The organism is Nocardioides salsibiostraticola (genome assembly GCF_054783655.1).
In genome coordinates this window covers 246,702-271,827 of the sequence record NZ_BAAGQD010000014.1, presented here as the reverse complement: position 1 = coordinate 271,827, position 25,126 = coordinate 246,702, and the positions used below count along the sequence as shown (strand labels likewise).

Genomic DNA, 25,126 nt, shown 5'->3' with positions numbered 1-25,126 from the left:
CTCGACCCCAGCGCTCTCTCGCTTCGCTCACTGCTCGTCCCCCAAGATCCGCGGCACGCTGAAGCGCTGTTGGTCGACGTCCGGTGCACCCGCAAGCGCCTGGGCGGCGGTCAGCCCGGGCACAGCGATGTCGTCGCGGAAGACGTTGGTCAGTGGCATCGGGTGCGAGGTCGGCGGCACGTCGTCGCCGGCCACCCCTTGGATGGAGGCCACCGATTCCAAGATCACGGTCAACTGGGGTGCGAGGTGGTCGAGTTCGGCGTCGTCGAGGTCGATCCGGGCGAGATCGGCCAGGTGCGCCACCTCGTCGCGGGTGATTTCGACACGCTCGCTCGTGCCGCGCGGGCTGCTCGATCCAGGGATGTCAGGCATGGCCCACATCGTAGTGGCGCAGGGGCTGCCACCGACGACGCGGTCGCGGGCTCAGCGTTCGGGGGCGGGATCGGGCGCGTCCTGGTCCTCCGCCGGCCGGAGTGCTTCGACCCGCCCTCGCGCCAGCAGTTCGACGAAAGCTTCCTCGCCGATGACCGGGACACCGAGGGATTCGGCCTTGTCGGCCTTGGATCCGGGGCTGTCCCCCACCACGACGTAGTCGGTCTTCTTCGACACCGACGAACTCGCCTTGCCCCCTCGGCTCAGGATCGCCTCCTTGGCCCCGTCCCGGCTGAAGTCCTCCAGCGACCCGGTCACCACGATGGTCAGACCCTCCAGGGTCCGGGGCACCGATTCGTCGGCTTCCTGCGTCATGGTGACGCCCGCGGCGGCCCACTTGGCCACGATCGAGGCGTGCCAGTCGTGGGTGAACCACTCCGTCACGGCTTCAGCGATCGTGGCCCCGACGCCGTCGGCGGCGGCGAGCTCCTCCAGGGAGGCCCCTCGGATCGCTTCCATATCACCGAACTCTTGGGCCAGAGCCCGGGCTGCGGACGGTCCGACATGACGGATCGACAGGCCGACCAGGACGCGCCACAGATCGGTCTGCCGCACGACGGCGAGGTTGTCCAACAACCGCCGTCCGTTGGCGCTGAGCACGGGATGATCGCCCTCGCCCTTCTTGGGCGCCCGGGTGAACAGCGGCACCCGCAGCAGATCCGCCTCGTCGAGGTCGAACAGGTCGCCCTCGTCGGTGATGACGCCCGTCTCCAGCAGCGCCATCGCGGCCTCCGAGCCGAGCCCCTCGATGTCGAACGCACCTCGTCCCGCCACATGGGAGACCCGGTCCCACACCTGGGCCGGGCACGACCGGTGGTTGGGGCACCGGAGGTCCTTGTCGCCCTCCTTCTGCTCGGCCAACGTGGTGCCGCACGATTCACACTCGGTGGGCATCACCCACGCGGGCAGTCCCTCCGGTCGCAGGGCGAGGACCGGGCCGAGGATCTCGGGGATCACGTCGCCAGCCTTGCGCAGGATGACGGTGTCCCCCGGCCGCACGTCCTTCCGGGTGACCTCGTAGGCGTTGTGGAGAGTGGCCCGCTCGACGGTGGAGCCGGCCACGAGGGTCGGCTCCATCACGCCGTACGGCGTCACGCGACCGGTGCGACCGGTGTTGGTCCGGATCTCGAGGAGCTTGGCGTTCACCTCCTCGGGTGGGTACTTGAACGCGATCGCCCAGCGGGGCGCTCGACTGGTAGATCCCATCCGGCGTTGCGAGGAGACGTCGTCGACCTTGATCACCACCCCGTCGATCTCGTGCTCCACGTCGTGACGATGCTCGCCGTAGTAGTCGATGAACTCGGCGACCTCGGCCAGGGACCCCAACACCTTCGCGCGTTCGGAGGTCGGGAATCCCCAGGCCCTCAGCGCGGCGTACGCCTCGGACTGGGTCCCGGCGGCGAAGCCCTCGCGGTATCCGATGCCGTGGCAGACCATCCCGAGGTCTCGGGTCGCGGTCACCCGCGGATTCTTCTGCCGCAGCGAACCGGCCGCGGCGTTGCGGGGGTTGGCGAACATCGGTTTGCCAGCATCCATCATGCTCGCGTTGAGACGTTCGAAGGCCTCGGCGGGCAGGAACACCTCACCCCGGATCTCGATCACTGCGGGAATCGGGTGGTCCGCCGACCCCTCGATGCGATGTGGGATTGAATCGATCGTCTTGACGTTCGGGGTCACGTCCTCCCCGGTTGTCCCGTCGCCGCGGGTGAGCGCCCGGACCAACCTGCCCTTCTCATAGAGAAGGTTGATGGCGAGGCCGTCGACCTTGAGCTCGCACAGCAACGCCGGGTCCGTGACACCGTCGCGGGCCAACCGACCGTGCCAGGCCACGATCTCCTCGGTCGAGAAGGCGTTGTCGAGGCTCTCCATGCGGGCCAGGTGTTCTACCGGAGTGAACTCGGTGGAGACCGCACCGCCGACCTTCTGGGTCGGCGAGTCGGGGGTGCACAACTCGACGAACTCCGACTCGAGCTCCTGGAGACGTCGCAACCGCTGGTCGTAGTCGGCGTCGGACAGGGTCGGCTCGTCGCGCACGAAGTAGCGCCAACGCGCATCCTCGATCTGCTCGGCCACCAGTCGGTGCTCCTCGCGCGCCGCGTCCGTGGCTGGGGTGGGCTCGTCCATGGTGACCATCTTGCCGTCCGGCGCCGACGGTGTGCTCCAGGCCTCAGCCAATCGGACAATCCGAGACGCTGGTCCGGTCCGAAACACCGGTATGGCCACCCCCAAGCACCGCGCGTCCAGCCCTTCACTGACGCGCCTCGATGTGGAGGGTCGCCCGAGGGCGGTCATCCTGATGCTCCACGGCGGTAAGGCCACCAGCACTCAGCCGGTCGATGAGCGCAGCGCCTCCTGGCGTCGAATCGCCGCGATGCAACGCAGCGTGACCCCCCTCGCCCACGAAGCGGGCGTCAGCACCTGGCTGCTGCGCTACCGCGAGCGCGGTTGGAACGGCGGCGCCCCGGTCCACGACGCCCGGTGGGCTCTGGAGCAGATACGCCGCGAGCACGGCGAGATCCCCGTCGTCCTCCTGGGTCACTCGATGGGCGGACGCACCGCGGTCCATGTCGCCGACGACCCCTCCGTCGTGGGCGTGGTGGCGCTCGCTCCGTGGTTCTCCCCGGAGGACCCCGATCGCACCCTGACCGGCAAGCACCTGCGCGCAGCCCACGGACGCAGCGACAAGATCACGCTGTTCGGGATGACTCGTGCCTACGTGCAGCGAGCCGAACAGTCTGCATCCTCGGCCACGCTGACGAGCATGGGCCGGGTCGGCCACTACATGTTCCGCAGGATCTCGGCGTGGAACGGATTCGCCGTCGACAACGCGCTCGCGCTGTTGGACTGATCCGCCATGGCCGCCATGGCCGTTGCCCGGGCAATCGACAGGGCCGCCGGCACCCCGTTGGCCTCACCTTTCTCGAAGTCCTCGCCATCGGTGGCCATGGTGTTGGTGATGTGGGCCAAACACACCACGGCGCGCCCACGGGCCGCGGCGTAGGCGTACAGCGCCGCCGCCTCCATCTCCACGCACTCGATGCCCGCCTCCTGAGCGGCCTGAACACTCGAGGCCGTCTCCCGGTACGGCGCATCGGTGGTCCACGAGCTGCCCCGGTGCACAGGTTCGAGGCACGCCTCGTAGGCGTCGACGAGCCGGTCAGCGAGCGAGGGGTCCAGCCTGCTCCACTCCTCCGGCGGCAGGTAGTGCTGGCTGGTCCCCTCGTCGCGGAGCGCTCGCTCGATCAACACGAAGTACGGCGGTTCACCGGCGGCCCGGATCAGTCCCGCCGAGGTGATGCTGATGACCAACTCGGCCCCGCTGACGCCCAGTTGCTCGGCCACCAGGACCGCGAACGAGGCCCCCACTGCGAACCCGACCACCCCGATCTCGACCCCGTCGAGGTCGGTGACCCACATGTCGGTGTGGTAGCAAGCCCATCCCGGGTGACGGGTGCCCGAGCCGCTCGCGGCCAGGTGTCGCACGATGTCCCCGTCCGGATCCAGAACGACCACGGATGGCACCGGGACGTCGGGCAGTGACTTTTGTCTGCGCGCTTCTCGCAGGAGGTTCTCCGGCTGGAAGACCGATTCCTCGTCGTACGCCTTACCCGGGAGGCGATGCATGACGTCACCCTATGTCGCGCGCTCGGCGGATTGAGGAAAGTTCGCTACAGCGGAATGAACTCACCTGCCCCGTGGTTCGATGGAACGGAACCGTACCGTTTCGTCAACGTGAGGCAGGTGGATCGTGAACAGCATGTCCCCCGGTCGACCCCGCGTCGAGGGTGAGCGTGAGCAGGAGATCCTGGATGCCGCGCTGACCGTGCTGGCCGAGGTCGGGTTCGACAATCTGACCATGGACGCGGTGGCCCGTGAGGCTCGCGCCTCCAAGGCGACGCTCTACCGACGCTGGGACGGCAAGACGCCCATGATCATCGAGGCGCTGCTCTCCCACCGCGGTGAGGAGCGCGTCCCCGACACCGGCAACCTGCGCGAGGACCTGATCGAGTCGTTCTGCGGGCAGGGAGGACTCGACGACCCTCACCAGCTCGACGTGTTCGCGAGCGTCATGACCGCCGTCACCCGCGACGAGGAATTCGCCGCAGCGTTTCGCCGCGACTTCGTCGGCCCCAAACAGCGCACCGCCCGCACCGTCTTCCTACGGGCCCGCGACCGGGGCGAAATCGCTCCCGACGCAGACCTCGACCTCATCGCGCCGGCGCTGGCCGGCGTCGTCCTGCACCGAACACTCCTGCTCGGGGAGCCCCCGAGCACCGCCCTCGTCACCCGCGTCATCGACCAGATGATCCTGCCTGCCGTCACCCGCACACCGAACCAGAAAGAATCGTCATGACCCATCTCGACCCGCCCCTACCTCCGGAGCCGGACATGGAGACCGCACGCGATTCGGGAGTCGCCGGCCGTCACCTCGGCTGGGCTCTGGCCCTGATCTCGACCGCCCAGTTGATGGTGGTCCTGGACGGCACCATCACGAACATCGCGTTGCCCTACATCGGACGCGACCTCGACGTCACCCAGGCGAACCTGTCCTGGATCGTCACCGGCTACGCCCTGGCCTTCGGTGGGCTCCTCCTGCTCGGGGGGCGCCTGGGCGACCTCTACGGCCGGCGACGCATCTTCATGACCGGCCTGACGGTCTTCGCGATCGCCTCGCTGATCGGCGGCCTCGCCCAGAACGAGGCGATGCTGCTGGGCTCGCGTGCCCTGCAGGGTCTCGGCGCCGCCATGGCCGCCCCCACCGCCCTCGCCCTCATCACCACCACCTTCCCGGCCGGCCCCAAGCGCAACCGGGCCTTCGCGGTGTACGCCGCCATGTCCGGCGCCGGCGCCGCCATCGGTCTGATTCTCGGTGGCTACCTCACCGGCCTCGACAGCATCCTCGGCCTCGAACTGAGCGGATGGCGCTTGACCTTCCTGATCAACACCCCGATCGGTCTGACCGCGGCCGCGCTGGCGCCCCGGTTCCTGCCGGAGTCGGAGTCGAGCGTGGGTCGCATGGATGTCCCGGGCGCGCTGACCGGCACCTCCGGCCTCCTCGGCATCGTCTACGGACTCACCCGCGCTGGCGACGAGCGCTACGGCTGGGGCGACCCGATCACCCAACTCAGCCTCGGCCTGGGCCTCGCCCTGCTCATCAGCTTCGTGGTGATCGAGAAGCACACCGAGCACCCGCTGCTGCCGATCCGGATCCTGCAGAACCGCACCCGGGCGGCCAGCTTCGTAGCCATGTTGATGGCGCCGGCGGCGATGTTCTCGATGTTCTACTTCCTGAGCCTCTTCGTTCAGCAGATCGTGGGCTACAGCCCCCTGAACGCCGGTTTCGCCTTCCTGCCGTTCTCGTTCGGCATCGTCATCGGGGCGGGGCTCTCGTCCAACCTGATCAACCGCATCGACCCACGGTTCATCGCCGGTTCGGGGACGCTACTGGCCTCCTTCGGGTTGTTCATGTTCTCGCGTATCGCCATCGACGACTCCCCGCGATCGGTCGTACTGGCCCTCGCGGATGGTCAGACGGCGGGCACGGCCTTCAACTACTGGTCCTCGATGTTCCCGTGGATCGTCGTGATGGCCATCGGGATGGGCATGGTGTTCGTCCCGCTGACACTGACCGCGGTGCACCACGTCCGCGCCGAAGACTCTGGCATCGGCTCCGGGGTGCTCAACACGATGCAACAGGTGGGTGGAGCCCTTGGTCTAGCGACTCTGAGCACCGCCTCACTGTTCTTCGCCACCAATCGGAGCGAGGAGATCGCCCCCGCACTGTTGAAGGCGACCACTGACGCCGGGATCGATCCCGCAATGCCGGTGGGTCAGGGTCTGCCCTTCATCGAGGCGGCCAACTTCCAGGCGACCTTCCTCGAGGGAGCCAGCCACGCCTTCCTGATCGGCTCGGTGATGATGCTCGCGGCGTCGGCGATCGTGTGGATCTTCCTGGACGTCAAGCACGAGGAACTGGCCACCGACGGTCCCGAAGCAGTCCACGTCGGCTGATCCACCCCTCGGCCGCGGTCGCCGGTCCCCTCAGCTGAGGTGATCGGCGACGCGGTGCGCCTGGTTCAGCAGGCTCTTTGCGGAACCCGTGGCTCCCGCGAGGCCGCAGGAACTGGAGACCACCAGGCGTTCGCCCACCTCGGCCATGTCCAGCCCGAGCGAGTCCAGCCATCGAAGAACCCGGGCGACAACCGCACTGTCGTCGGGGGCGGTCACGTCGTCCGCGCTCGGTAGCACTCCGAGCATCACCCACTCCCCCGCGTCCAGGGCCTCGGCCAGGACGTTGTGGCCAGCCGCTCCGATCCGATCCAGATCGACCGCGAGCCCGGTGGCTCCAGCACCCCGCAGAAGGTCTAATGGCGCATCGTCGGCGCAACTGTGCACCCACGGGTGCGCACCAGCGGCGGTGATGGCATCGAAGAGCCCGGTCAGCGTCTCCGAAGCCTCGGGCGGGTGCACCGTACGGTGGCGACCGAACCCGGATGCTGTCGGGACCTTGCCGGCCAGCACCGCAGCGAGAGCAGGTTCGTCGACCTGCACGATCAACCGATCAGCGCTCGGAAGCCGGCGGCGTAGATCGGCCACGTGCTCACCGACGGCGAGGGACAACGATTGGGCCAGGTCGCGTCGGGCGCCGACGTCGCTGAGCACCTTGTCGCCCCGGGGCTTCTCCACCGTGGCCGCGAGGGTCCACGGCCCGGCGATCTGCACCTTGAAGACGCCCTCGCGTTCCTGTGCGAGTTCCTCCAGCCCGTCGAGGTCCTGCGCCAACAGACTGCGGGCCCGGCGATGGTCCACGCCCGCCGCGTCGGTCATCCGCCACCCGGCCGGCTGGAGGTCGATCCCGACCTCGGTGATGAGCCCGAGGGTCCGACCGATCATTCCTGCGGCCACACCCCTGCCGGGCACCTCGGGAAGAAAGGCGACGTGGGGAGGCTCGGCGAACTCACCGAGCACCACGCGCAGCCACTCGGAGTAGGCGCGTTGGTCGGAGCCGGGCAGGGACCCGACGCCACTGGCGGCGGTCACCGCGTGGCCGCCACGGAGGTGGTGCGCCGGACCTGCGAGATCGTCGCCGAGCCGACCACCCGCGTGCCGTCGTAGATCACGGCCGCCTGACCCGGGGCGATGCCGTACGCCGGATCGTGCAACTCGATGTCCACCTGCGCGCCGTCCTCGCTGACCTGCACGCTCGCCGAGTGCTCGTCGCCGTGCGCCCGCAACTGGACGGTCACGCCGGGATCGGTGGCGCCGTCCAGAACCGTCGGCACCGTTCCGCACCATCGCGGGCGGATCCCGGTGAGACCTTCGACGGCAAGCCGATCGCGGGCTCCGACGGTGACGGTGCCCTGGACGGGCTCGATGTCGAGGACGAACCGTGGTTTGCCGTCCGGTGCGGGGCGTCCGATCTTGAGCCCCTTGCGCTGTCCGATCGTGTAGGCGTAGGTGCCCTCGTGCTGGCCCAGCACCTCGCCGGTCACCTCGTCGATGATGTCGCCGGACTGGTTGGGGGCGCGATCACCCAACTTCTCCCGCAGCCAGCCGGCGTTGTCCCCGTCAGCGACGAAGCAGATGTCGTGGCTGTCGGGCTTGTCGGCGACCAACAGGCCCCGTTCGGCCGCCTCGATCCGGACGTTCGGTTTGGTCGAGTCGCCCAACGGAAACAGGGAATGCGCGAGTTGCTCCTGATCCAGGACGCCGAGCACGTAGGACTGGTCCTTGCCGTGGTCCACGGCCCGGTGCATCTCGATGAGTCCGTCGGCCCCGGTCTCCAACTGGGCGTAGTGCCCGGTCGCCACCGCGTCGAAGCCCAACCCGATGGCCCGGTCCAGCACGGCGGCGAACTTGATCTTCTCGTTGCACCGCAGGCAGGGGTTGGGAGTCCGCCCGGCGGCGTACTCGTCCATGAAGTCCTCCACGACGTCCTCGTGGAAGCGCTCACTGAGATCCCAGACGTAGAAGGGGATGCCGATGATGTCCGCGGCCCGCCGGGCGTCGTTGCTGTCCTCGATCGTGCAGCAACCTCGCGCACCGGAGCGGTAGGACTGTGGGTTGCGGGACAGAGCCAGGTGGATCCCGGTGACGTCGTGGCCGGCTTCGTGGGCACGGGCCGCCGCGACCGCGGAGTCGACTCCTCCGGACATGGCTGCGATGACTTTCATCGACGACTCCCCCTCGCGCGTTCGACGACCGGTCCCATCGCCTCGACCAGGGCGTCGACGTCGGCCTGGGTGGTGGTGTGGCCCAACGAGAACCTCAGGGAGTGTCGGGCCTCCTCCTCGGAACACCCCATGGCCAGCAGGACGTGGGAGGGCTGAGGGACCCCCGCCGAACAGGCCGACCCGGTCGAGCACGCGATCCCTCGTGCGTCGAGCAGCATGAGCAACGAGTCACCCTCGCAACCGGCGAAGCCCAGGTGGGCGTTGCCGGGCAGCCGCTGCGTCGGGTGTCCGTGCAGGTGAGAGTCGGGGACCGTGGCCAGCACGCGGGTGACCAGGTCGTCACGCAGGGCAGCCAGGCGACTCGCGTGCTCGGCCTGGTGCTTGACCGCCAGTTCCACTGCGGCGGCGAAACCGGCGATGGCGGGGGTGTCGAGGGTGCCGCTGCGGATGTCGCGTTCCTGGCCGCCACCGTGGGCCAGCGGCGTCACGGCGAGCTCCCGGCGTACCGCCAGGGCCCCGACACCGTAGGGTCCCCCGACCTTGTGTCCGGTGACCGTCATGGCGTCCACACCACACCCGGCGAAATCAAGGGGAACCGCACCGAGCGCCTGCACGGCGTCGGTGTGAACCGGGATGTCGTGTTCGGCCGCGATGGCCACGATCTCGTCGATCGGTTGCAGGGTGCCGACCTCGTTGTTGGCCCACATCACCGAGATCAGCGAGACCGGTCGTTGCGCAACGACCGCCCGCAACTCGTCGACGTCGAGCCGTCCCGTGCCGTCCACGCCCACGAGGTGGACCTCGGCCTCGCCACTGTCCTGCAACCAGTCCAGAGGGTCGAGCACCGCGTGGTGTTCCACGGCGCTGGAGATCAGCCGCGGGGACGGACCCAGCGCAGCGGCACGCGACCAGTGGATGCCCTTGACCGCGAGGTTGTCGGCCTCGGTGCCCCCCGAGGTGAACACCACCTCGCCGGGACGGCAGCCCAGGGCTGAGGCGATGGTCTCGCGAGACTCCTCGACGACGCGGCGTGATGAGCGTCCGGCCATGTGGAGCGAGCTGGCGTTTCCGACCTCGCCGAGGTGCCTGGTCATCGCCTCGATCGCCGCCGGGTGCATGGGCGTCGTAGCAGCGTGGTCGAGGTAGACGACCGGTCGAGATTCCATAACCCGCCCAGCCTACGACTCACCGGTTCGGGAAGCCTCAGCGGCGGGCGATCACCGCGATCACCGGTCGGTGATCACTGGACGGAAGGTCCGCCGTGCCGGTCTCCACCACCGCGATGTCCGAACTGACCAGAACATGGTCGATCGGTGCTGTCGCAGGCAACCATCCGAGGATCGGGTAGCCCCCGTTCGTGGGCCAGGTCGGCGCGATGATCCCGTTGGTGATCTCGACCGAATCGCGATAGCCGTTGTCGGACAGTCGTCGCATCGGCGGGTGGTCGGGGGTCGCGTTGAAGTCACCCAGGATCAGATCCGGGTCGTACTCCCCCACCGCGGCGTAGACCGCGTCGTGGTCCGCGCGCCAGCCCACCGGGTCACCGGGCGGACGGGGATGAACCGCGATCACGACGAGGTCCTGGGTGGTGGCCACCAACGAGTCGAACTCCGTGTCGATGGACTTCACGTCGGTCAGCGGTTTGCGGCTGAAGACCATCGTCCCCTCCACCCCCTCGCCCGGCGTACCTGCCTGAAAAGGGAGCAGTGCGGTGAGGCCCACCCGCACCATGTCGCGCACAGATCGGTCGGTGACCTCGTTCACGACGAGCAGGTCCACGTCCTGGTCGCGCACCAGTTCCACCAGGGCCACTGTGTCGGCCTCCCCCGCCAGCAGATTGGCTGTCATGACTCGCACAAGGGGGGCGTCGTCCGCGGGTTCTGGGGTGGCGCCGAGGAACTGCGGGGAGAGCCAGTAGAAGTGCGCGCCGAGGCCAACGACGACCAGGACGGCTGGGACCAGGAAGGGAGCGTTGCTCTCGCTGCGACGCACCGCTGTGCCGGCCAACAAGATCAGCGCCAGAGCGTACAGAGGCAGGGCGTAGGGCGTGAATGCCTCGATCTGCAGGGCCCGGCCGCTCTCCGGCTCCACCACCCGCACCACGGTGAGGGTGCCCGCCGGGACGATCAGGACCACGAAGGCGATCCAGAAGGTGACCTCGATTCCCCGCACGGGTGAAATCTACTCCTCGTCAGAGGACGACGAGGTCATCTCGGTGGACCACTTCTCGGTCGTACGACGGACCCAGCGAGGCGCGCAGCTCTGCGGTCGAGCGACCCGCCAGTCGAGGGATCTCCTCCGCGTCGAAGTTCACCAGTCCGCGTCCGATCCGGGTCCCGTCGGGACCGCGCAGGTCGATCGGATCCCCGGCGACGAACTCCCCCTCGGCGCCGGTCACCCCGGCGGCCAGCAGCGAGGCGCGGCCGCCGACCAGGGCACGAACCGCGCCGGCATCGACCTGGACACTCCCCCGGGTCTCGGTGGCGTGGGCCAACCAGAGCAGCCGGTTGGATCTGCGCCGTCCGGTGGCGTGGAACAGGGTGCCGACCTCGTCGCCGGCCAGTGCCTGGGCGGCCTGGGCGGCGCTGGTGAGTACGACCGGGATCCCTGCGCCGGTAGCGATGCGGGCGGCCTCGACCTTGGTGACCATGCCCCCCGTGCCCACTCCCGCTGCGCCGACACTTCCGACCCGCACGGCGTTCAGGTCCTCGGTCGAGGTGACGTCCCGGACCAACGACGTTCCGGCCTCGTCCGGCGGGCCGTCGTAGAGGCCGTCGACGTCGGAGAGCAACACGAGCAGGTCAGCACGCACCAGGTGGGCGACCAGCGACGCCAACCGGTCGTTGTCACCGAAGCGGATCTCGGTGGTGGCCACGGTGTCGTTCTCGTTGACGATGGGCAGCACGCCCAGCTCGAGGAGTTGGGTGAAGGTCGCCGAGGCGTTGCGGTAGTGCGACCGGCGCGTCAGGTCGTCCAGGGTGAGGAGCACCTGACCGGCGATCAGGCCGTGCCGGGCGAGTTCCTCGGTGTAGCGATGCACCAGGATCCCCTGTCCGACCGAGGCGGCCGCCTGTTGTGCGGCCAGACCCTTCGGCCGTCGCTCGAGCCCGAGCGGTGCCAATCCGGCCGCGATCGCTCCCGACGAGACGAGCACCACCTCGCGACCACGGGCGCGGGCGTCGGCGAGGACGTCCACGAGCGCGCGCAACCGAGCCGGGTCGATGCCACCGCGGGCGGTGGTCAACGACGACGACCCGACCTTGACCACGACGCGCTGCGCGGTGTGCACCGCAGCGCGCCCCGGACTCGAGCTCATGACCCGGGGTCCGACTCGTCCCAGTCGGGGTCCTCCGCGGTGCCGATCTCGTAGGACTGGGGGCCGGGCGCCGTCTCGGGCTGGGCGTACTTCTCCGGCTGGTCCAGGCGTCGAGCGACGTCCGCGCGGGTCTCGGTGTCGGTGCGGTCCGGCATGGACTCCTCGATGGCCCGACGCCGGGCAGCGGCCGGGCGGGACTCCTCGAAGCGGGTGTCCTCTCCGCGGCGGGCGAGATTCTCGCCTCCCGAATCGATCCCGGGCTTGAAGTCGAAGACCACGGCCTCCTCGCCGGGTCCGATGAGCACGGTGTCGCCCTCTTCGGCACCCATCCGGACAAGGCGGTTCTCGACCCCCAAACGGTTGAGCCGGTCGGCGAGGAAGCCCACCGCCTCGTCGTTGGTGAAGTCGGTCTGACGGACCCAGCGTTCGGGTTTGAGTCCCCGCACGACCCAACCGTCCTCGGTCTGGGTGATGGTGAAGTCGCCCTTGCCGTCGACGCTGGGTGGACGCAGGACGATCCTCGTCGCGACCGCGAACTCGCGTTCGGCACGGGCCTCGTTGACGATCTCGGCCATCGCGAACTTCAGTTGCGACAACCCCTCTTGGGAGGCCGCCGAGATGGGGAAGACCCGGAGCCCACGAGCACGGAGGTCCTCGATGGTGATGTCGGAGATGTCGCGCCCGTCGGGAACGTCGATCTTGTTCAGCGCGACCAGTCGCGGTCGGTCCTCGAGCCCGCCGTACTTGGCCAACTCGTTCTCGATCACGTCGAGGTCGTCGGCGGGGTTGCGGCCCGGCTCCATGGTCGCGGTGTCCAGGACGTGCACCAACGCGGCGCACCGCTCGATGTGACGCAGGAAGTCGTGGCCCAAGCCGCGACCCTCACTGGCTCCCTCGATCAACCCCGGGACGTCGGCCACGGTGTAGGTCGTCTCTCCAGCGGTGACCACTCCGAGGTTGGGGATCAGGGTGGTGAAGGGGTAGTCGGCGATCTTCGGACGTGCTCGAGAGATAGCGGCGATCACGCTGGACTTGCCGGCGCTGGGGAATCCCACCAGTCCGATGTCCGCAACCACCTTGAGTTCGAGCACCACGTCGAGTTCGTCGCCGGGCTCGCCGAGCAGCGCGAACCCGGGGGCCTTGCGCTTGGACGAAGCCAGGGCCGCGTTGCCCAACCCGCCGTGTCCGCCACCCGCAATGACCATCTCGGTCCCCGGGCCGACCAGGTCGGCCAGGACCGTGCCGGAGGCGTCGCTGACCATGGTGCCGTCCGGGACGGGAAGGACGATGTCCGCACCGTGTGCTCCGTTGCGGTGCGCGCCAGCCCCCTGCCCACCGTTCTCGGCGCGGCGCTTGGGGCTGTGGTGATAGTCGACCAGCGTGGTGACGTCAGGGTCGACCCGCAGGATCACCGAGCCACCGGGCCCACCGTTGCCACCGTCGGGACCACCAAGAGGTTTGAACTTCTCGCGGTGCACCGAGGCGACACCGTTGCCGCCTCGACCGCCGCTGACGAACAGCGTGACGCGGTCGACGAACGAGGGGATCGCCATAGGAAGGACCGCCGATTCTGAAGAGAGAGATGGTGTGGTGTGTTGCCGGAGAAATGGCGAAAGGCGCCCCGTCGACGGGACGCCTCTCGGTGTAGCTGGTTCAGCTAGACGTCAGGTCACTCCGGAAGGATGTTGACGACCTTGCGGCCGCGCTTGCGACCGAATTCCACCGCACCGGCGATCAACGCGAAGAGCGTGTCGTCGCCACCGCGACCGACGCCGCTACCGGGGTGGAAGTGGGTGCCGCGCTGACGCACGATGATCTCGCCCGCGCTGACCGACTGTCCGCCGAAGCGCTTGACACCGAGCCGCTGGGAGTTGGAGTCGCGCCCGTTCTTGGTGGACGCTGCGCCCTTCTTGTGTGCCATGATTTTTCCTTAGCTGAGTGATGAACCAGGAGGACCGGGTCAGAGGGAGATGTCGGTGACCTTGACTTGGGTGTACTTCTGACGGTGACCCATGCGCTTCTTGTAACCGGTCTTGTTCTTGTACTTCTGGATAACGATCTTGGGACCCTTGATGGCGCCGAGCACCTCGACGGTCACCGAGGCCTTGTCCAGGCCGGTGGCGGTCACGGTCTCGCCGTCGACCGTCATGACGACCGGGAGGGCGATGGTCTCGCCGACAGCGGTCGAACACTTGTCGATCTCGATGACGTCGCCCACGACGACCTTCTGCTGCTTAGCGCCTGCGCGCACGATCGCGTACACCGCGGTCTCCTTCGTCTCAACGTCACACTGGAATCTGGGGCTGGGCCGGACATCTGGAGAACCTGGCTGAACGCAAGGCGCAGCAAGGTGGTCGGCCGCAGAAAGGCACGTCACTACGCACCAAGGGGCAATAGTACGGACCGGCAGGCGTCACGGCAAAACGTGACCCCGCCAGACCGTCAGGCGTCCGGCGCCACCTCGTCGACATTGGCCGTCTTCGGCGGCCCACTGGCCCTGGTGGCAGTGCGTCCACGGGTACGGGTGACCACCTTGGGCGGCTCCGGTGCCACGACCGGCGCCGAATCCGTGTCGGCCTGCTGAGGAGCTGCAGGCTCGCTGGCGACCACGATCGGGGCCGGCGCGGCCGCGGGGGTCCCGGCAGGGCGACTGGCACTGCGTCGCGTTCGGGTGACGACCCTCGGAGCCGTCGGAGCAGCAGGTTCAGCCGGGGCAGACGGTTCAGACGGTGTGGAGGATCGGCTGTCCTCGACCGCTTCCGGCTCGGCCTTCGCCGCCTCGGGCGCTTGGGCCGGCACGGCCGGGGCCTCGGACGCCGGGGCCTCGGGCGCCGGGGTCTCGGCTGCTGGAGTTGTCGCGGGCCGGCTGGCGCTACGACGGCTGCGGGTACGCGTGGTCACCTGCGGGGCGGCCGGCGGGGAGTCGGCCTGAGCGACCGGCTCGGTCTCCACCGGGGTCGAGGTCGAGGCGGCTTCGCTGGCGGAGCCGTCGGGGCTGCTGGCGTCGCTGTCCGGCTGGGTGCTCGTCTCTTCCCCGACCATGGCAGGCGGTTCCTCGACCGGCGGCTTCGCCATCGCGGCGACGTCCTTGGGTGAGGGGGTAGCCGTGGCCTTCTTCGGGGTCGGTTGACCCGAGCCGCGGCCTCCACGACCCCCTGCGGAGCCGTCCCTGTCCGAGCCGTTGCCCGAACCGTTGCCCGAACCACGGCGCCGGTTGGCCCGACCCCGATCGTCCTCGACGTCCTTCGGCTCGACCGGAGCGTCCTCGATGACCACACCGCGGCCCTGGCAGTGCTCACAGTTGTGGCTGAACGACTCGACCAGACCCACGCCGATGCGCTTACGCGTCATCTGAACGAGTCCGAGCGAGGTCACCTCGGCCACCTGGTGGCGGGTTCGGTCCCGACCCAGGCACTCGACCATCCGCCGCAGCACGAGGTCACGGTTGGACTCCAGCACCATGTCGATGTAGTCGACGACGATGATTCCGCCGATGTCACGCAGCCGGAGTTGGCGCACGACCTCCTCGGCCGCTTCCAGGTTGTTCTTGGTCACCGTCTCCTCGAGGTTGCCCCCCGATCCGGTGAACTTGCCGGTGTTGACGTCGATGACGGTCATGGCCTCGGTGCGGTCGATGACCAGGGAGCCTCCCGAGGGGAGATAGACCTTGCGGTCCAGCGCCTTGGCGATCTGCTCCTCCACCCGGTAGGCCGCGAAAATGTCGGTGTCAGCCTCGAACTTCTCCAGGCGCTCGGTCAGGTCGGGGGCGACCTGAGAGACATAGCCCTCGACCGTCTCCCAGGCGGCGTCACCCTGGATGGCGAGCTTCGCGAAGTCTTCGGTGAACAGGTCGCGCACGACCTTCAGGGTCAGATCCGGCTCGCCGTACAGCAGCTGCGGGGCCTTGCCCTTGGCCTTGGTCTCGACGTCCTCCCAGCGGGCCTTGAGACGTTCGACGTCGCGGGTCAGCTCCTCCTCGGAGGCACCCTCGGCCGCGGTCCGCACTATCACTCCGGCGGTGTCGGGAACGATGTCCTTGAGCAGCGTCTTGAGGCGGTGCCTCTCGGTGTCCGGCAGCTTGCGTGAGATGCCGCTGGTGGTGCCGTCGGGCACGTAGACCAGGAAGCGACCGGCCATGCTGATCTGGCTGGTCAGCCGGGCGCCCTTGTGTCCGACCGGGTCCTTGGTGACCTGCACCAGCACCGGCTGTCCGGAAGTGAGGACGGATTCGATCTTGCGGGGTGAGCCGTCCTTGTGGCCCAGGGCCGACCAGTTCACCTCACCGGCGTAGAGCACGGCGTTGCGGCCCTTGCCGATGTCGATGAAGGCGGCCTCCATGGACGGCAGGACGTTCTGGACCCGACCGAGGTAGACGTTGCCGATCATCGACGCCTGGGATTCCCGCGCCACGTAGTGCTCGACGAGGACCTTGTCCTCGAGGACACCGATCTGCGTGAGGTCACCGCGCTGCCGGATCACCATCACCCGGTCGACGGCCTCCCGGCGAGCCAGGAACTCCGCCTCACTGACGATGGGTGCCCGTCGCCGACCGGCCTCGCGGCCCTCGCGGCGCCGCTGCTTCTTGGCCTCGAGTCGCGTCGAACCGGCGACGGCGGTGATCTCGTCCTCCGCCGAACGGGCCTTGCGGACCCGGGTCACCGTGTTCTGCGGGTCATCACCAGTCCCGCCACCGTTGTCGCCCTCACGGCGTCGGCGTCGACGCCGACGGGTGGAACCGTCGCCGTCACCGTCCTCGCCGCCGTCGTCGTCGGGGCCGCTGTTCGAGCCCTGCTCGGAGTTGTTGGAGCCGGAGCGGCCGTTGGTGTCCTGCTCGCCCTCGGAGTCGTCGTCGGAGCTCTGGTTGTTGTCCTGACCGTTCTCGGAGTTGCCACCCCCGCCGCCACCCTTGCGGCGTCGGCGACCTCCGCGACGGCGACGACGGCGCGGAGTGCCGTCCCCACCGGACTCACCGTCCGTGTCGGACGAGGAGTCGGTGTCGGTGTCCGTCTCGATCTCGGCGTCGCTCTCGTCTGGGGTCGACACATCCTTCTGGTCGCCCCGGGGACGCTTCGCCTCGGACTGCTCTCCAGAGTCGGTCGCGGTCACCCTGGGGGCGCTCTTCTTCGGCTTCGAACCCTGATCGGCTTCCTCGGCGGTCGACTCGGCTCCCGTTTCGCTGACCGCATCGGTCTTGGGCTCCGGTCGGCGGCGGGACCGAGTAGCCGTGTGGGTCGCTGGGGTCTGGAACAGCACCTCGGTGGCGGCGGCCGACTCCGTGGCTTGGTCCGGTGCGGCAGCCTTCTTCGCTGTGCGCCTGGCCGGGGGCTTCGTAGCGGCCTCGGCGGACTCCCCACTCGACTCGGCCGGCCCGTCCTGGCCGGGCTCGACGTCGGCAGGCTTCTTGGAGGCCGACTTCTTCGTTGCCCCGGTGGTGGCCGTATCAGCGGTGGCTGCGGCCTTCTTGGCTGCAGTCTTGGCTGGGGCCTTGGCCGCCGCCTTCTTGGCGGGGGCCTTCTTGGCCGGAGCCTTGGCTGCCGCCTTCTTGGCGGGGGCCCTCTTGGCGGGGGCTTTCTTGGCCGCCGCGCCTTCTTCCTGCGTCTCGGGGGCGCTCTGGGCACCTTCCGAAGCGGAATCGCCTTGCGAGGCGGAGGGGTTCTGCTCGGTCGCGTTGTCCTCGGACATGTGTTGCTCCTCGCCCTGCGCCACATGATGTGGCGGGGCATGTCTCGCGCCGTTGCGGCTTTCGAACCGCAAGTGGGCGCACAAGCTCTTCGTGGGCGGCGACACTCCCCGCGCTGCGTCAAGGGTGTGCGTTACCGCCGCCGTCGCGGTCGCTGGGCCGTGGAACACCCGATCACTGTCACCGATCGGAAACTGGCCGCGTCGCGTCGAGCTGCGGACGCACATTCCTTGTGCCGCACCCCTCTCACAGGTACGGCGAGAACGTCGTCGGGTTGTTTGGGGCCGGGGCCTTCGACAACCTGTGGCGAGTATCGCACACCGGACCGAGTCGGAACCTATTGTCCGATCGCCAGCGGGTCGCCCACCTCGCCGGACTCACTCAGGGGGCCCTGAGCGCACCGGGTCAGCAGGGGGGACCCGCTGAGTTCGAGGTCGGTGACGGAGGCGATGCCTCGCAGGACGTCGTCGGGACGCACGGAGGGCACCTGGTGTCGCAGCACGAGATCGAGCTCGGACCGAGGCGCATCAGCCTCCCCCACGGCGCGCAACGAGACCACCGCGGACCGACAATCGAACTCGCGCAGGCCCTTCTTGGTCATCCGCTCCACCGGCACCGACTCCAGGGCCATGAACTCCCCGGCGCAACGCGCGACCTGATCGAACGGGACCTGGAGGGCCATCAGCCAACGGCTCGCCTCCAGCCGATCGGCCAACCCGTCGCCCGGCGAGACCACGACCTCCAGGACGTCGAGGCCGTCGGGCAGCGACTCCTCCAACGCCTGCTGGATCATGGCCGGTTCGACCACTTCGGCCAGGGCGATCTCGAGGTACTCCGCCTCGCTGGCCGACCCGGTCGGGGCGGCGCCGGCGTAGGAGATCCGGGGGTGGGGGTTGAAGCCGGACGAGTAGGCCATGGGGACGCGGGCCCGGAAGATCGCCCGTTCGAAGGCGCGACTGAAGTCGCGGTGGCTGGTGAACCGGAGCCGTCCGCGCTTGGCGTAGCGGATCCGCAACCGCATGACGGGGGGCGCCTGCTGCTCGGGAGGTTGACGGCTCATCGTCGGAACACTCCCCCAACCCGGACGAGGATCAGCACTGGGCGAACTGGTTCGGGTCGGTGATGATCGTGTCGCAGGACTCCTCGAAGGAGGTTTGCACCGAGGATCCGAGGGCGAACAGGGCAACGATCGCCAGGAAACCCAGCACACTCAGAACAGTTCCCACCAGGCCGGTCCAGAACCCGGCGGTGGCCAGGCCCTCGCCACCGAGTTGCCCACCCGAGGCCTGGATCCGCTTCTTCGCGTTCCGGCCCATGATCATGGCCGGGATACCGGTGAGGAATCCGCACAGCACGATGGACAGGATGCCCAGGACGAGGGCAACGGTCGCGCTGCCGTCCGAGGGGGGCGGACCGTAGCCGCCGCTCTGGTAGGCCGGAGCGCCGTAGGCGGGCGCACCGTACGGCGCGGGGTTCTGCTGATAGTTCTGCTCGGGGTTCTCAGGGCCCCGCCACTCGGGAGGTTGCTCACTCATGTCGTTCTCCTGCTCTCGCTGACTTCATCGCAGGTGAAGGGTAGACCGTGCCGACCCACTCCCCCTCCAGATGCATCGCACCCGACGTATCCTTCCCCCGATATCGGCAGGCACGCGGCGGTACGGGCAGGAAGTGGGGAAACCGGTGAATCTGCGCTGGGTCCACGCCTTCTTCGCGGTGATCGCCCTCGCCCTGATCGTCGGGGTGATCTCGATCGTCCTGATCGGGGGAACCCCCGGTGGGACGAACGTCTCTCCACCCATCTCCGGCCCGCCGACCAGCCCCGTCACCGGCCTGCCGACCAGCCCCGGCAGCGAACCCCCCGATCCACTCCCGACCGACCAGTCCACCCAACCGGGGCAGACCATCGCGCCGTGCCGGCCCGCGAAACGGACCCCGTTGACGGTGGTGAGCATCAACATCCACGGTGCGGTCGCTCGCGACGACTCCTACCAACTGCGGCGTCTCGCCGAGGAGATCAGGTCGTGGGACGCCGACGTGGTGCTGCTCCAAGAGATCCACCGCTACCGACGCACGTCCGCCTTCGAGGACCAACCGCTTCAACTCGCGACGCTGCTGGACATGAATGTCTCCTTCGGACGCAACTTCACCCGCGCCCCCGAGGCACCGGGGCGGCCCCGGCGCGAGTCCGGCACTGCGATCCTGTCGCGCCTGCCGATCAGGGCGACCGGCAACGTGCCGCTCCCCAACCAGCCGGGACTGCAACAGCGTGGCCTCAGCCGGATCGTGGTGCAACTGGGCGGGCAGACGGTCGACATCTACAACACCCACCTACAACACACGGCTGGCGACATCCGCGTCGTCCAGGCGAGGGGCATCGAACAGATCATCGCCGGGCAACCGGCCCGACCCTTCATTCTGGGCGGCGACTTCAACGCCACCCCGGGGTCGGCCGCCATGGCGGTCGTCGGGGGCTTCGCGACCGACGCGTGGCCGGAATCGGGCGCCGGCACGGGACTGACCGTGCCCCCGCGAGCACCGAGGCGTCGGATCGACTACCTGCTCTACAACGGGCCGTGGCGCCCGCTCGCCTCGGACGTCCTGCCTTCGGCGGTGGCCGACCACCGGGCCGTACGCACGCAGTTCGAGTTGGTCCGCACCCTCCCCTGCTAGCCCACCCCCTGTCAGCCCTTCCGCGTCTCGCGCACCTTTTGTTGGGCCCAGACGGTGAAGTTGGCCAAGGTGTCGATGGCGGCGGCGGACACCTCGGCCTCGTCGAGTTCCGGGATCTCGCCCACGGCCTCGGGGCCGGCGACGAGGCGATCCAGGTCGCCGTGGGTGCGGTAACCCCGGGAGCGGAGTTGCTCCACCTGGCGCCTGCCCTCGGCGGTCACCCAGTCCAACTCCGCGGCCGGGAGTTTGAGGCGGGCGCTGGCGCTGCGAGCGAGGGCTCCACGCACGATCGGATAGCGCACCGCGTAGAGGTAGTCCTTCTCGTAGTCGGCCAGGCGGTCCCCCAGGGCCGCATTGAGCCGACGGAAGACCTCGGACTCGACGTACCCGAAGGAGGCGTTGACGTGGTGGGTGGGCAGATCGAGCAACTCGGGGTCGAAGCCCACGACCTCGCCGAAGAGGGAGAACACCCCGTTGGGGTCCTGCTTCATGGAGGGTACGGCGACCACGTGCACATCGTCGGGCGACAGCCCGACGGCGAAGCGGTCGGCGATGGCCGCAAAGTCCTGACGCTGCCAGAAGTGCTGGGCGACCTCACCCTCTTGGGCGCGGACCTGACTCAGGAAGGTCGGGTAGTCCATGGTCAGTCGGTGTTTGAGGAACTGCTGCCACTCCGAGGGGAGTTGTTGTCCCCAGTCGCGCGCGGTGAGGATCACCCGAGGCTCGAGGTCGGCTGCGGCGGCAACCTCGTAGAGCTGTTCGATGCGACGTGGACCGATCTCGCACAGGTCCTCGTTGCTGATCAGCAACGCGTCGCCGGGGGTCTTGCGCAACACCCCCACGGCCTCCTTGAGCACCTTCTTACGCATGGGGGTGACGAACCCGGAGGCCATCACCCACCCGAGCGGACGCAGGAGGTTCTTCACATGGGCGGGACGCCCCGGGTAGGGGATCCCGATGCCCGCCTTCTCGAGCAGCGGCCCGGTCGAGGCCCACAACCCCTGTTGCAGGGCGGACGTACCGGTTTTGCTGGCTCCGATGTGGAGATACAGCGGTCGTGTCACAGCGTTCAGACCACGCTGAGGGGCAGCAACTGCTGGCCGGTGGGACCGATCTGGATCTCGGTGCCCATCTCGGGGCAGACCCCGCAGTCGTAGCACGGGGTCCAGCGGCAGTCCTCGACCTCGATGTCCGCGCCGTCGGCCACCGCGAGGGCGTCCTCCCAGTCGGCCCAGAGCCAGTCCTTGTCGAGCCCCGAGTCGAGGTGGTCCCAGGGCAGGGTCTCCTCGTAGGTCCGCTCTCGCAGGGTGAACCACGCCAGGTCGACGTCGGTGCCGGCCAGGCCCTTCTCGCAGGCGGCGATCCACCGGTCATAGGAGAAGTGCTCGCTCCAGCCGTCGAATCGGCCGCCGTCGCGCCAGACCTCTTCGATGACTGCACCCACGCGGCGGTCCCCCCGGGACAGGAGGCCCTCGATGATGCCGGGCTTGCCGTCGTGGTAGCGGAAACCGATGGCGCGTGCGTACTTCTTGTCCGCCCGGACGGTGTCGCGCAACTGCTTGAGTCGGCTGTCGGTGGTCTCGACGTCGAGTTGCGCCGCCCACTGGAAGGGGGTGTGCGGCTTGGGAACGAACCCGCCGATCGACACCGTGGCGCGGATGTCGTTGCGACCTGCGGAGGCGCGCCCCTCGGCGATGACCCGCTTGGCCAGTTCGGCGATCTGCAGGACGTCCTCGTCGGTCTCGGTGGGCAGCCCACACATGAAGTAGAGCTTCACCTGCCGCCATCCGTGGGAGTACGCCGCGGAGACGGTCCGGATGAGGTCCTCCTCGGTGACCATCTTGTTGATCACCTTGCGCAGCCGTTCGCTGCCCCCCTCGGGTGCGAAGGTCAGCCCCGAGCGACGTCCGTTGCGGGAGAACTCGTTGGCCAGGGTGATGTTGAAGGCGTCCACCCGGGTGCTGGGCAGAGACAACGAGACGTTCGTACCCTCGTAACGGTCGGCGAGGCCCTTGGCGACCTCACCGATCTCGGTGTGGTCGGCGCTGGAGAGGCTGAGCAGCCCCACCTCCTCGAACCCGGTCTTGCGGATGCCGTTCTCGACCATGTCGCCGATCGTCTTGATCGAACGCTCGCGGACCGGACGGGTGATCATTCCGGCCTGGCAGAAGCGGCACCCTCGGGTGCAGCCACGGAAGATCTCGACGCTGAAGCGCTCGTGCACGGTCTCGGCCAGCGGCACCAACGGCTTGGCGGGGTACGGCCACGCGTCGAGGTCCATCAGGGTGTGCTTGGTGACACGGTGCGGCACGCCGGGCAGATTGGGTACGACGCTCGTGATGGCTCCTGGGATCGCTCCCCGTTCGACCGACGCAGCGTCGGCGTAGGTGACGTCGTAGAAGCGCGGGACGTAGATGTTGCCGGTCACGGCGAGGCGACGCAGCAGTTCATCGCGGCCCGTGGCCATCTCGCCGGCGGGGCGACCCTGGGACTTCCACTCCTGGATGACCTCGGAGATCGCCAGGACGACCTCCTCGCCGTCGCCCAGGACGGCGGCGTCGATGAAGTCGGCGATGGTCTCGGGGTTGAAGGCTGCGTGACCGCCGGCCAGCACGAGCGGGTGGCCGTCGGTCCGGTCCCGGGCATGGATCGGGACCTGCGCCAGGTCGATGGCGTTGAGCATGTTGGTGTAGCCCAGCTCGGTGGAGAAACTCAGACCCAGGATGTCGAAGTCTCCGACGGGGCGGTGCGCGTCGACGGTGAACTGCGGGATGGGCCCCTGCTCGTCGCCCGTGCGCATGATGGCCTCGAGGTCCGGCCACACGGCGTAGGTGCGTTCGGCCACGATCCAGTCGCGCTCGTTGAGGACCTCGTAGAGGATCTGGACGCCCTGGTTGGGCAGACCGACCTCGTAGGCGTCGGGGTACATCAGCGCCCAGTGGACCGTCGGACCGGTCCCGGCCTGCTCCCCGCAGTCCCAGTCCTTGACGGTCGAGTTGAGTTCGCCGCCGACGTACTGGATGGGCTTGGAGACCTCGGCCAGGCGCGGCTCGAGACGGGGGAAGACGCTGGAAGACATGTGAGCCAGTGTACGGAGGGTCTATGCGCCCGGTGTGGGCGCGCTCTCGGCCCGGGCCGCCGCGACGGCGGAGGTCTCCCGAAGTCGCACGTTCGGCAGCAGGAGCAGAATCAAGAAGGCCCCGATTCCCACGAACCCGGCCAGCCGGAACACCCCGGTGAGCGAGTCGGCGAACCCGACCTGGAAGGGGTGGGCCAGGACCGGATCCATCTGCTCGATGATCGAGGAGTCGTTCTGGACGTCGGCGAGGATCCCGCCGTCCGGGCTGGGGTTCTGCAGTTCCCGGACGATGCGACCGTCCAACGAGTCGGGGTCGAGGTCGGGGTTGTTCACCACCTGCTCCCAGGCAGGGGTCCGGGCGTCCACGGCCACCGCGCCGGAGATGTTCGCGCCGACCCCGCTGAAGAGGATCGACAGGAAGATCGCCACTCCTGCGGTGCCGCCGATCTGTCGGAAGAAGGTCGCCGAGCTGGTGGCGACGCCGATCTCGCGCGGCGGGACCGCACTTTGCAGGATCAGCAACAACGGTTGCATGCAGTTGCCGAGCCCGTAGCCCAGCACGATCATCCCGAGCATCACCCAGGGGTAGGCGGTGTCCGCGCCCGCGAAGGACAACGACATCAGCCCGATGACGATCAGGACCGACCCCACGATGGGGAAGGTCCGCGGATTACCCGTGCGGGAGATGATGCGACCACTGCTGATCGACCCGACCATCAGCCCGACCACGAGTGGCAGCATCAGGAAGCCCGACTGGGTGGGCGAGTATCCCTGGACGATCTGCCAGTAGAGCGGCAGCAGGAAGATGCCCCCGAACATCGCCATCCCGATGATCACGCTGGCGGCGATCCCCACCGCCGCGGCGCGGATCCGGAACAGGCGTAGCGGAATCAGGGCGGCGTCGCCCATGGCCCGCTCGATGAAGACGAAGGCCACGACGCCCAGGACTCCCACGATGTAGGCGGTGACGGAGCGTGCGTCGCCCCAGCCCCACTCGCGACCCTGTTCGGCGACGACCAGCAGCGGGACCAGTCCGAACGAGAGTGCGGAGGCACCCCACCAGTCGATGCGGATCTTTCCGGGCGCACGCTCGTGGTCCACGTGGAGGGTGCGGACGACCACGAACAACGCCACGATGCCGATGGGCACGTTGACCAGGAACACCCACCGCCACCCGGTGAACCCCAGGATCGTGGACTGGCCGGCGAAGAAGCCGCCGATGACCGGGCCGAGCACGCTGGAGGTCCCGAAGACGGCCATGAAGTAGCCGGTGTACTTCGCGCGCTCCCGCGGGCTCACGATGTCGCCGATGATCGCGAGAACCAGGGTGAACAACCCGCCCGCGCCCAGTCCCTGGAAGGCCCGGAACGCGGCGAGTTGGTACATGGTCGTGGCGAAGCTGCACAGCGCGGAGCCGACGATGAACACCGTGATGGCGAACAGGAACAACTTCTTGCGCCCGTAGAGATCGCCGAGCTTCCCGTAGATCGGGGTGGTGATCGTCATCGTGATCAGGTACGCCGTGGTCACCCACGCCTGGATCGACAGGCCCTGCAGGTCGTCGGCGATGGTGCGGATCGACGTACTGACGATCGTCTGGTCCAGCGCGCCGAGGAACATCCCCAGCATCAGTCCGGACAGGATCGTGAGGATCTGCTGGTGGGTGTACTCCCCCGAGCGACTCTCGTGCGTGGACGCCGGCGCTGAAATGGCGTCGGGGCCGGGTGCAGGAGCGGCGTCGGAGTTGGGCGGCGTGGTTGTCATCGTCAACCAAT

The 25,126-nt window shown here is 68.5% G+C and carries 21 protein-coding genes; 4 read left to right on the top strand and 17 right to left on the bottom strand.

Annotated features, from left to right (window positions below; genetic code table 11):
• Positions 1 to 27: 27 nt before the first annotated feature.
• Positions 28 to 372, bottom strand: coding sequence for an Asp-tRNA(Asn)/Glu-tRNA(Gln) amidotransferase subunit GatC (gene gatC / locus ACYVLV_RS08700; protein WP_460809185.1), 345 nt, complete (start codon positions 370 to 372; stop codon positions 28 to 30).
• Between the two features lie 51 nt (positions 373 to 423).
• Positions 424 to 2,556 (bottom strand): NAD-dependent DNA ligase LigA, encoded by a 2,133-nt coding sequence (ligA, locus tag ACYVLV_RS08695; protein WP_460809182.1) that lies wholly within the window; start codon positions 2,554 to 2,556, stop codon positions 424 to 426.
• Between the two features lie 91 nt (positions 2,557 to 2,647).
• On the opposite strand from ligA, the gene ACYVLV_RS08690 reads away from it, so the two are divergent.
• Positions 2,648 to 3,280: an alpha/beta hydrolase gene (locus ACYVLV_RS08690; RefSeq protein WP_460809181.1), complete on the top strand. Its 633-nt coding sequence runs from the start codon at positions 2,648 to 2,650 to the stop codon at positions 3,278 to 3,280.
• Here the strand turns inward: ACYVLV_RS08690 and ACYVLV_RS08685 are convergent.
• Positions 3,211 to 4,056, bottom strand: coding sequence for a nucleoside phosphorylase (locus ACYVLV_RS08685; RefSeq protein WP_460809179.1), 846 nt, complete (start codon positions 4,054 to 4,056; stop codon positions 3,211 to 3,213). The two genes, ACYVLV_RS08690 and ACYVLV_RS08685, sit on opposite strands and share 70 nt — an antisense overlap.
• Positions 4,057 to 4,189: 133 nt before the next feature.
• Between ACYVLV_RS08685 and ACYVLV_RS08680 the strand changes: the two genes are divergently transcribed.
• Both ACYVLV_RS08680 and ACYVLV_RS08675 read left to right on the top strand, forming a co-directional pair.
• Positions 4,190 to 4,786 (top strand): TetR/AcrR family transcriptional regulator, encoded by a 597-nt coding sequence (locus ACYVLV_RS08680; protein WP_460809638.1) that lies wholly within the window; start codon positions 4,190 to 4,192, stop codon positions 4,784 to 4,786.
• Positions 4,783 to 6,444, top strand: a complete 1,662-nt coding sequence (locus ACYVLV_RS08675; RefSeq protein WP_460809177.1) for an MFS transporter — start codon at positions 4,783 to 4,785, stop codon at positions 6,442 to 6,444. Before ACYVLV_RS08680 ends, ACYVLV_RS08675 begins: the two co-directional genes overlap by 4 nt.
• Before the next feature lie 30 nt (positions 6,445 to 6,474).
• Here the strand turns inward: ACYVLV_RS08675 and ACYVLV_RS08670 are convergent, their stop codons facing one another.
• The 11 genes from ACYVLV_RS08670 to ACYVLV_RS08620 form a co-directional block, all read right to left on the bottom strand.
• The gene (locus ACYVLV_RS08670) at positions 6,475 to 7,473 is read right to left on the bottom strand and encodes a uroporphyrinogen decarboxylase/cobalamine-independent methonine synthase family protein (protein ID WP_460809176.1); all 999 of its coding nucleotides are present in this window, start codon (positions 7,471 to 7,473) and stop codon (positions 6,475 to 6,477) included.
• Entirely contained in the window at positions 7,470 to 8,606 is a 1,137-nt protein-coding gene (gene mnmA / locus ACYVLV_RS08665) for a tRNA 2-thiouridine(34) synthase MnmA (protein ID WP_460809175.1), read from the bottom strand. The genes ACYVLV_RS08670 and mnmA overlap by 4 nt, the downstream gene beginning before the upstream one ends.
• A complete protein-coding gene (locus ACYVLV_RS08660) occupies positions 8,603 to 9,772 on the bottom strand; it encodes a cysteine desulfurase family protein (RefSeq protein ID WP_460809173.1) in 1,170 nt (389 codons plus the stop codon). Before ACYVLV_RS08660 ends, mnmA begins: the two co-directional genes overlap by 4 nt.
• 37 nt (positions 9,773 to 9,809) lie before the next feature.
• A complete protein-coding gene (locus ACYVLV_RS08655) occupies positions 9,810 to 10,778 on the bottom strand; it encodes an endonuclease/exonuclease/phosphatase family protein (protein ID WP_460809172.1) in 969 nt (322 codons plus the stop codon).
• Between the two features lie 19 nt (positions 10,779 to 10,797).
• Positions 10,798 to 11,922, bottom strand: a complete 1,125-nt coding sequence (proB, locus tag ACYVLV_RS08650) for a glutamate 5-kinase (RefSeq protein WP_460809171.1) — start codon at positions 11,920 to 11,922, stop codon at positions 10,798 to 10,800.
• Complete coding sequence (gene obgE, locus ACYVLV_RS08645; protein WP_460809168.1) at positions 11,919 to 13,475, bottom strand: GTPase ObgE; 1,557 nt, start codon at positions 13,473 to 13,475, stop codon at positions 11,919 to 11,921. The genes proB and obgE overlap by 4 nt, the downstream gene beginning before the upstream one ends.
• A gap of 116 nt (positions 13,476 to 13,591) precedes the next feature.
• Positions 13,592 to 13,843 carry a 50S ribosomal protein L27 gene (gene rpmA, locus ACYVLV_RS08640; protein WP_460809167.1) on the bottom strand — a complete coding sequence of 84 codons (252 nt, stop codon included), beginning with the start codon at positions 13,841 to 13,843 and terminating at the stop codon, positions 13,592 to 13,594.
• A 39-nt stretch (positions 13,844 to 13,882) separates the two neighbouring features.
• Positions 13,883 to 14,185, bottom strand: a complete 303-nt coding sequence (gene rplU, locus ACYVLV_RS08635) for a 50S ribosomal protein L21 (RefSeq protein ID WP_460809165.1) — start codon at positions 14,183 to 14,185, stop codon at positions 13,883 to 13,885.
• Between the two features lie 179 nt (positions 14,186 to 14,364).
• Positions 14,365 to 17,604, bottom strand: a complete 3,240-nt coding sequence (locus ACYVLV_RS08630; protein WP_460809164.1) for an Rne/Rng family ribonuclease — start codon at positions 17,602 to 17,604, stop codon at positions 14,365 to 14,367.
• Positions 17,605 to 17,939: 335 nt separating this feature from the next.
• Complete coding sequence (locus ACYVLV_RS08625) at positions 17,940 to 18,662, bottom strand: TIGR03936 family radical SAM-associated protein (RefSeq protein ID WP_460809163.1); 723 nt, start codon at positions 18,660 to 18,662, stop codon at positions 17,940 to 17,942.
• Between the two features lie 31 nt (positions 18,663 to 18,693).
• Positions 18,694 to 19,137: a DUF4190 domain-containing protein gene (locus ACYVLV_RS08620; RefSeq protein ID WP_460809162.1), complete on the bottom strand. Its 444-nt coding sequence runs from the start codon at positions 19,135 to 19,137 to the stop codon at positions 18,694 to 18,696.
• Positions 19,138 to 19,270: 133 nt separating this feature from the next.
• Here ACYVLV_RS08620 and ACYVLV_RS08615 point away from each other — a divergent pair, with 133 nt between their 5' ends.
• Complete coding sequence (locus ACYVLV_RS08615) at positions 19,271 to 20,272, top strand: endonuclease/exonuclease/phosphatase family protein (protein ID WP_460809160.1); 1,002 nt, start codon at positions 19,271 to 19,273, stop codon at positions 20,270 to 20,272.
• Positions 20,273 to 20,283: 11 nt separating this feature from the next.
• On the opposite strand, the gene ACYVLV_RS08610 is transcribed toward ACYVLV_RS08615, so the two are convergent.
• From ACYVLV_RS08610 to ACYVLV_RS08600, 3 genes are read right to left on the bottom strand one after another with little or no spacing between them, the layout of a single operon-like run.
• On the bottom strand, positions 20,284 to 21,336 hold the full coding sequence (locus ACYVLV_RS08610) for a hypothetical protein (protein WP_460809159.1): 1,053 nt from the start codon (positions 21,334 to 21,336) through the stop codon (positions 20,284 to 20,286).
• A 5-nt stretch (positions 21,337 to 21,341) separates the two neighbouring features.
• The gene (locus ACYVLV_RS08605) at positions 21,342 to 23,351 is read right to left on the bottom strand and encodes a TIGR03960 family B12-binding radical SAM protein (protein WP_460809158.1); all 2,010 of its coding nucleotides are present in this window, start codon (positions 23,349 to 23,351) and stop codon (positions 21,342 to 21,344) included.
• 21 nt (positions 23,352 to 23,372) lie between these two features.
• On the bottom strand, positions 23,373 to 25,115 hold the full coding sequence (locus ACYVLV_RS08600) for an MDR family MFS transporter (RefSeq protein WP_460809155.1): 1,743 nt from the start codon (positions 25,113 to 25,115) through the stop codon (positions 23,373 to 23,375).
• Between the last annotated feature and the right edge of the window lie 11 nt (positions 25,116 to 25,126).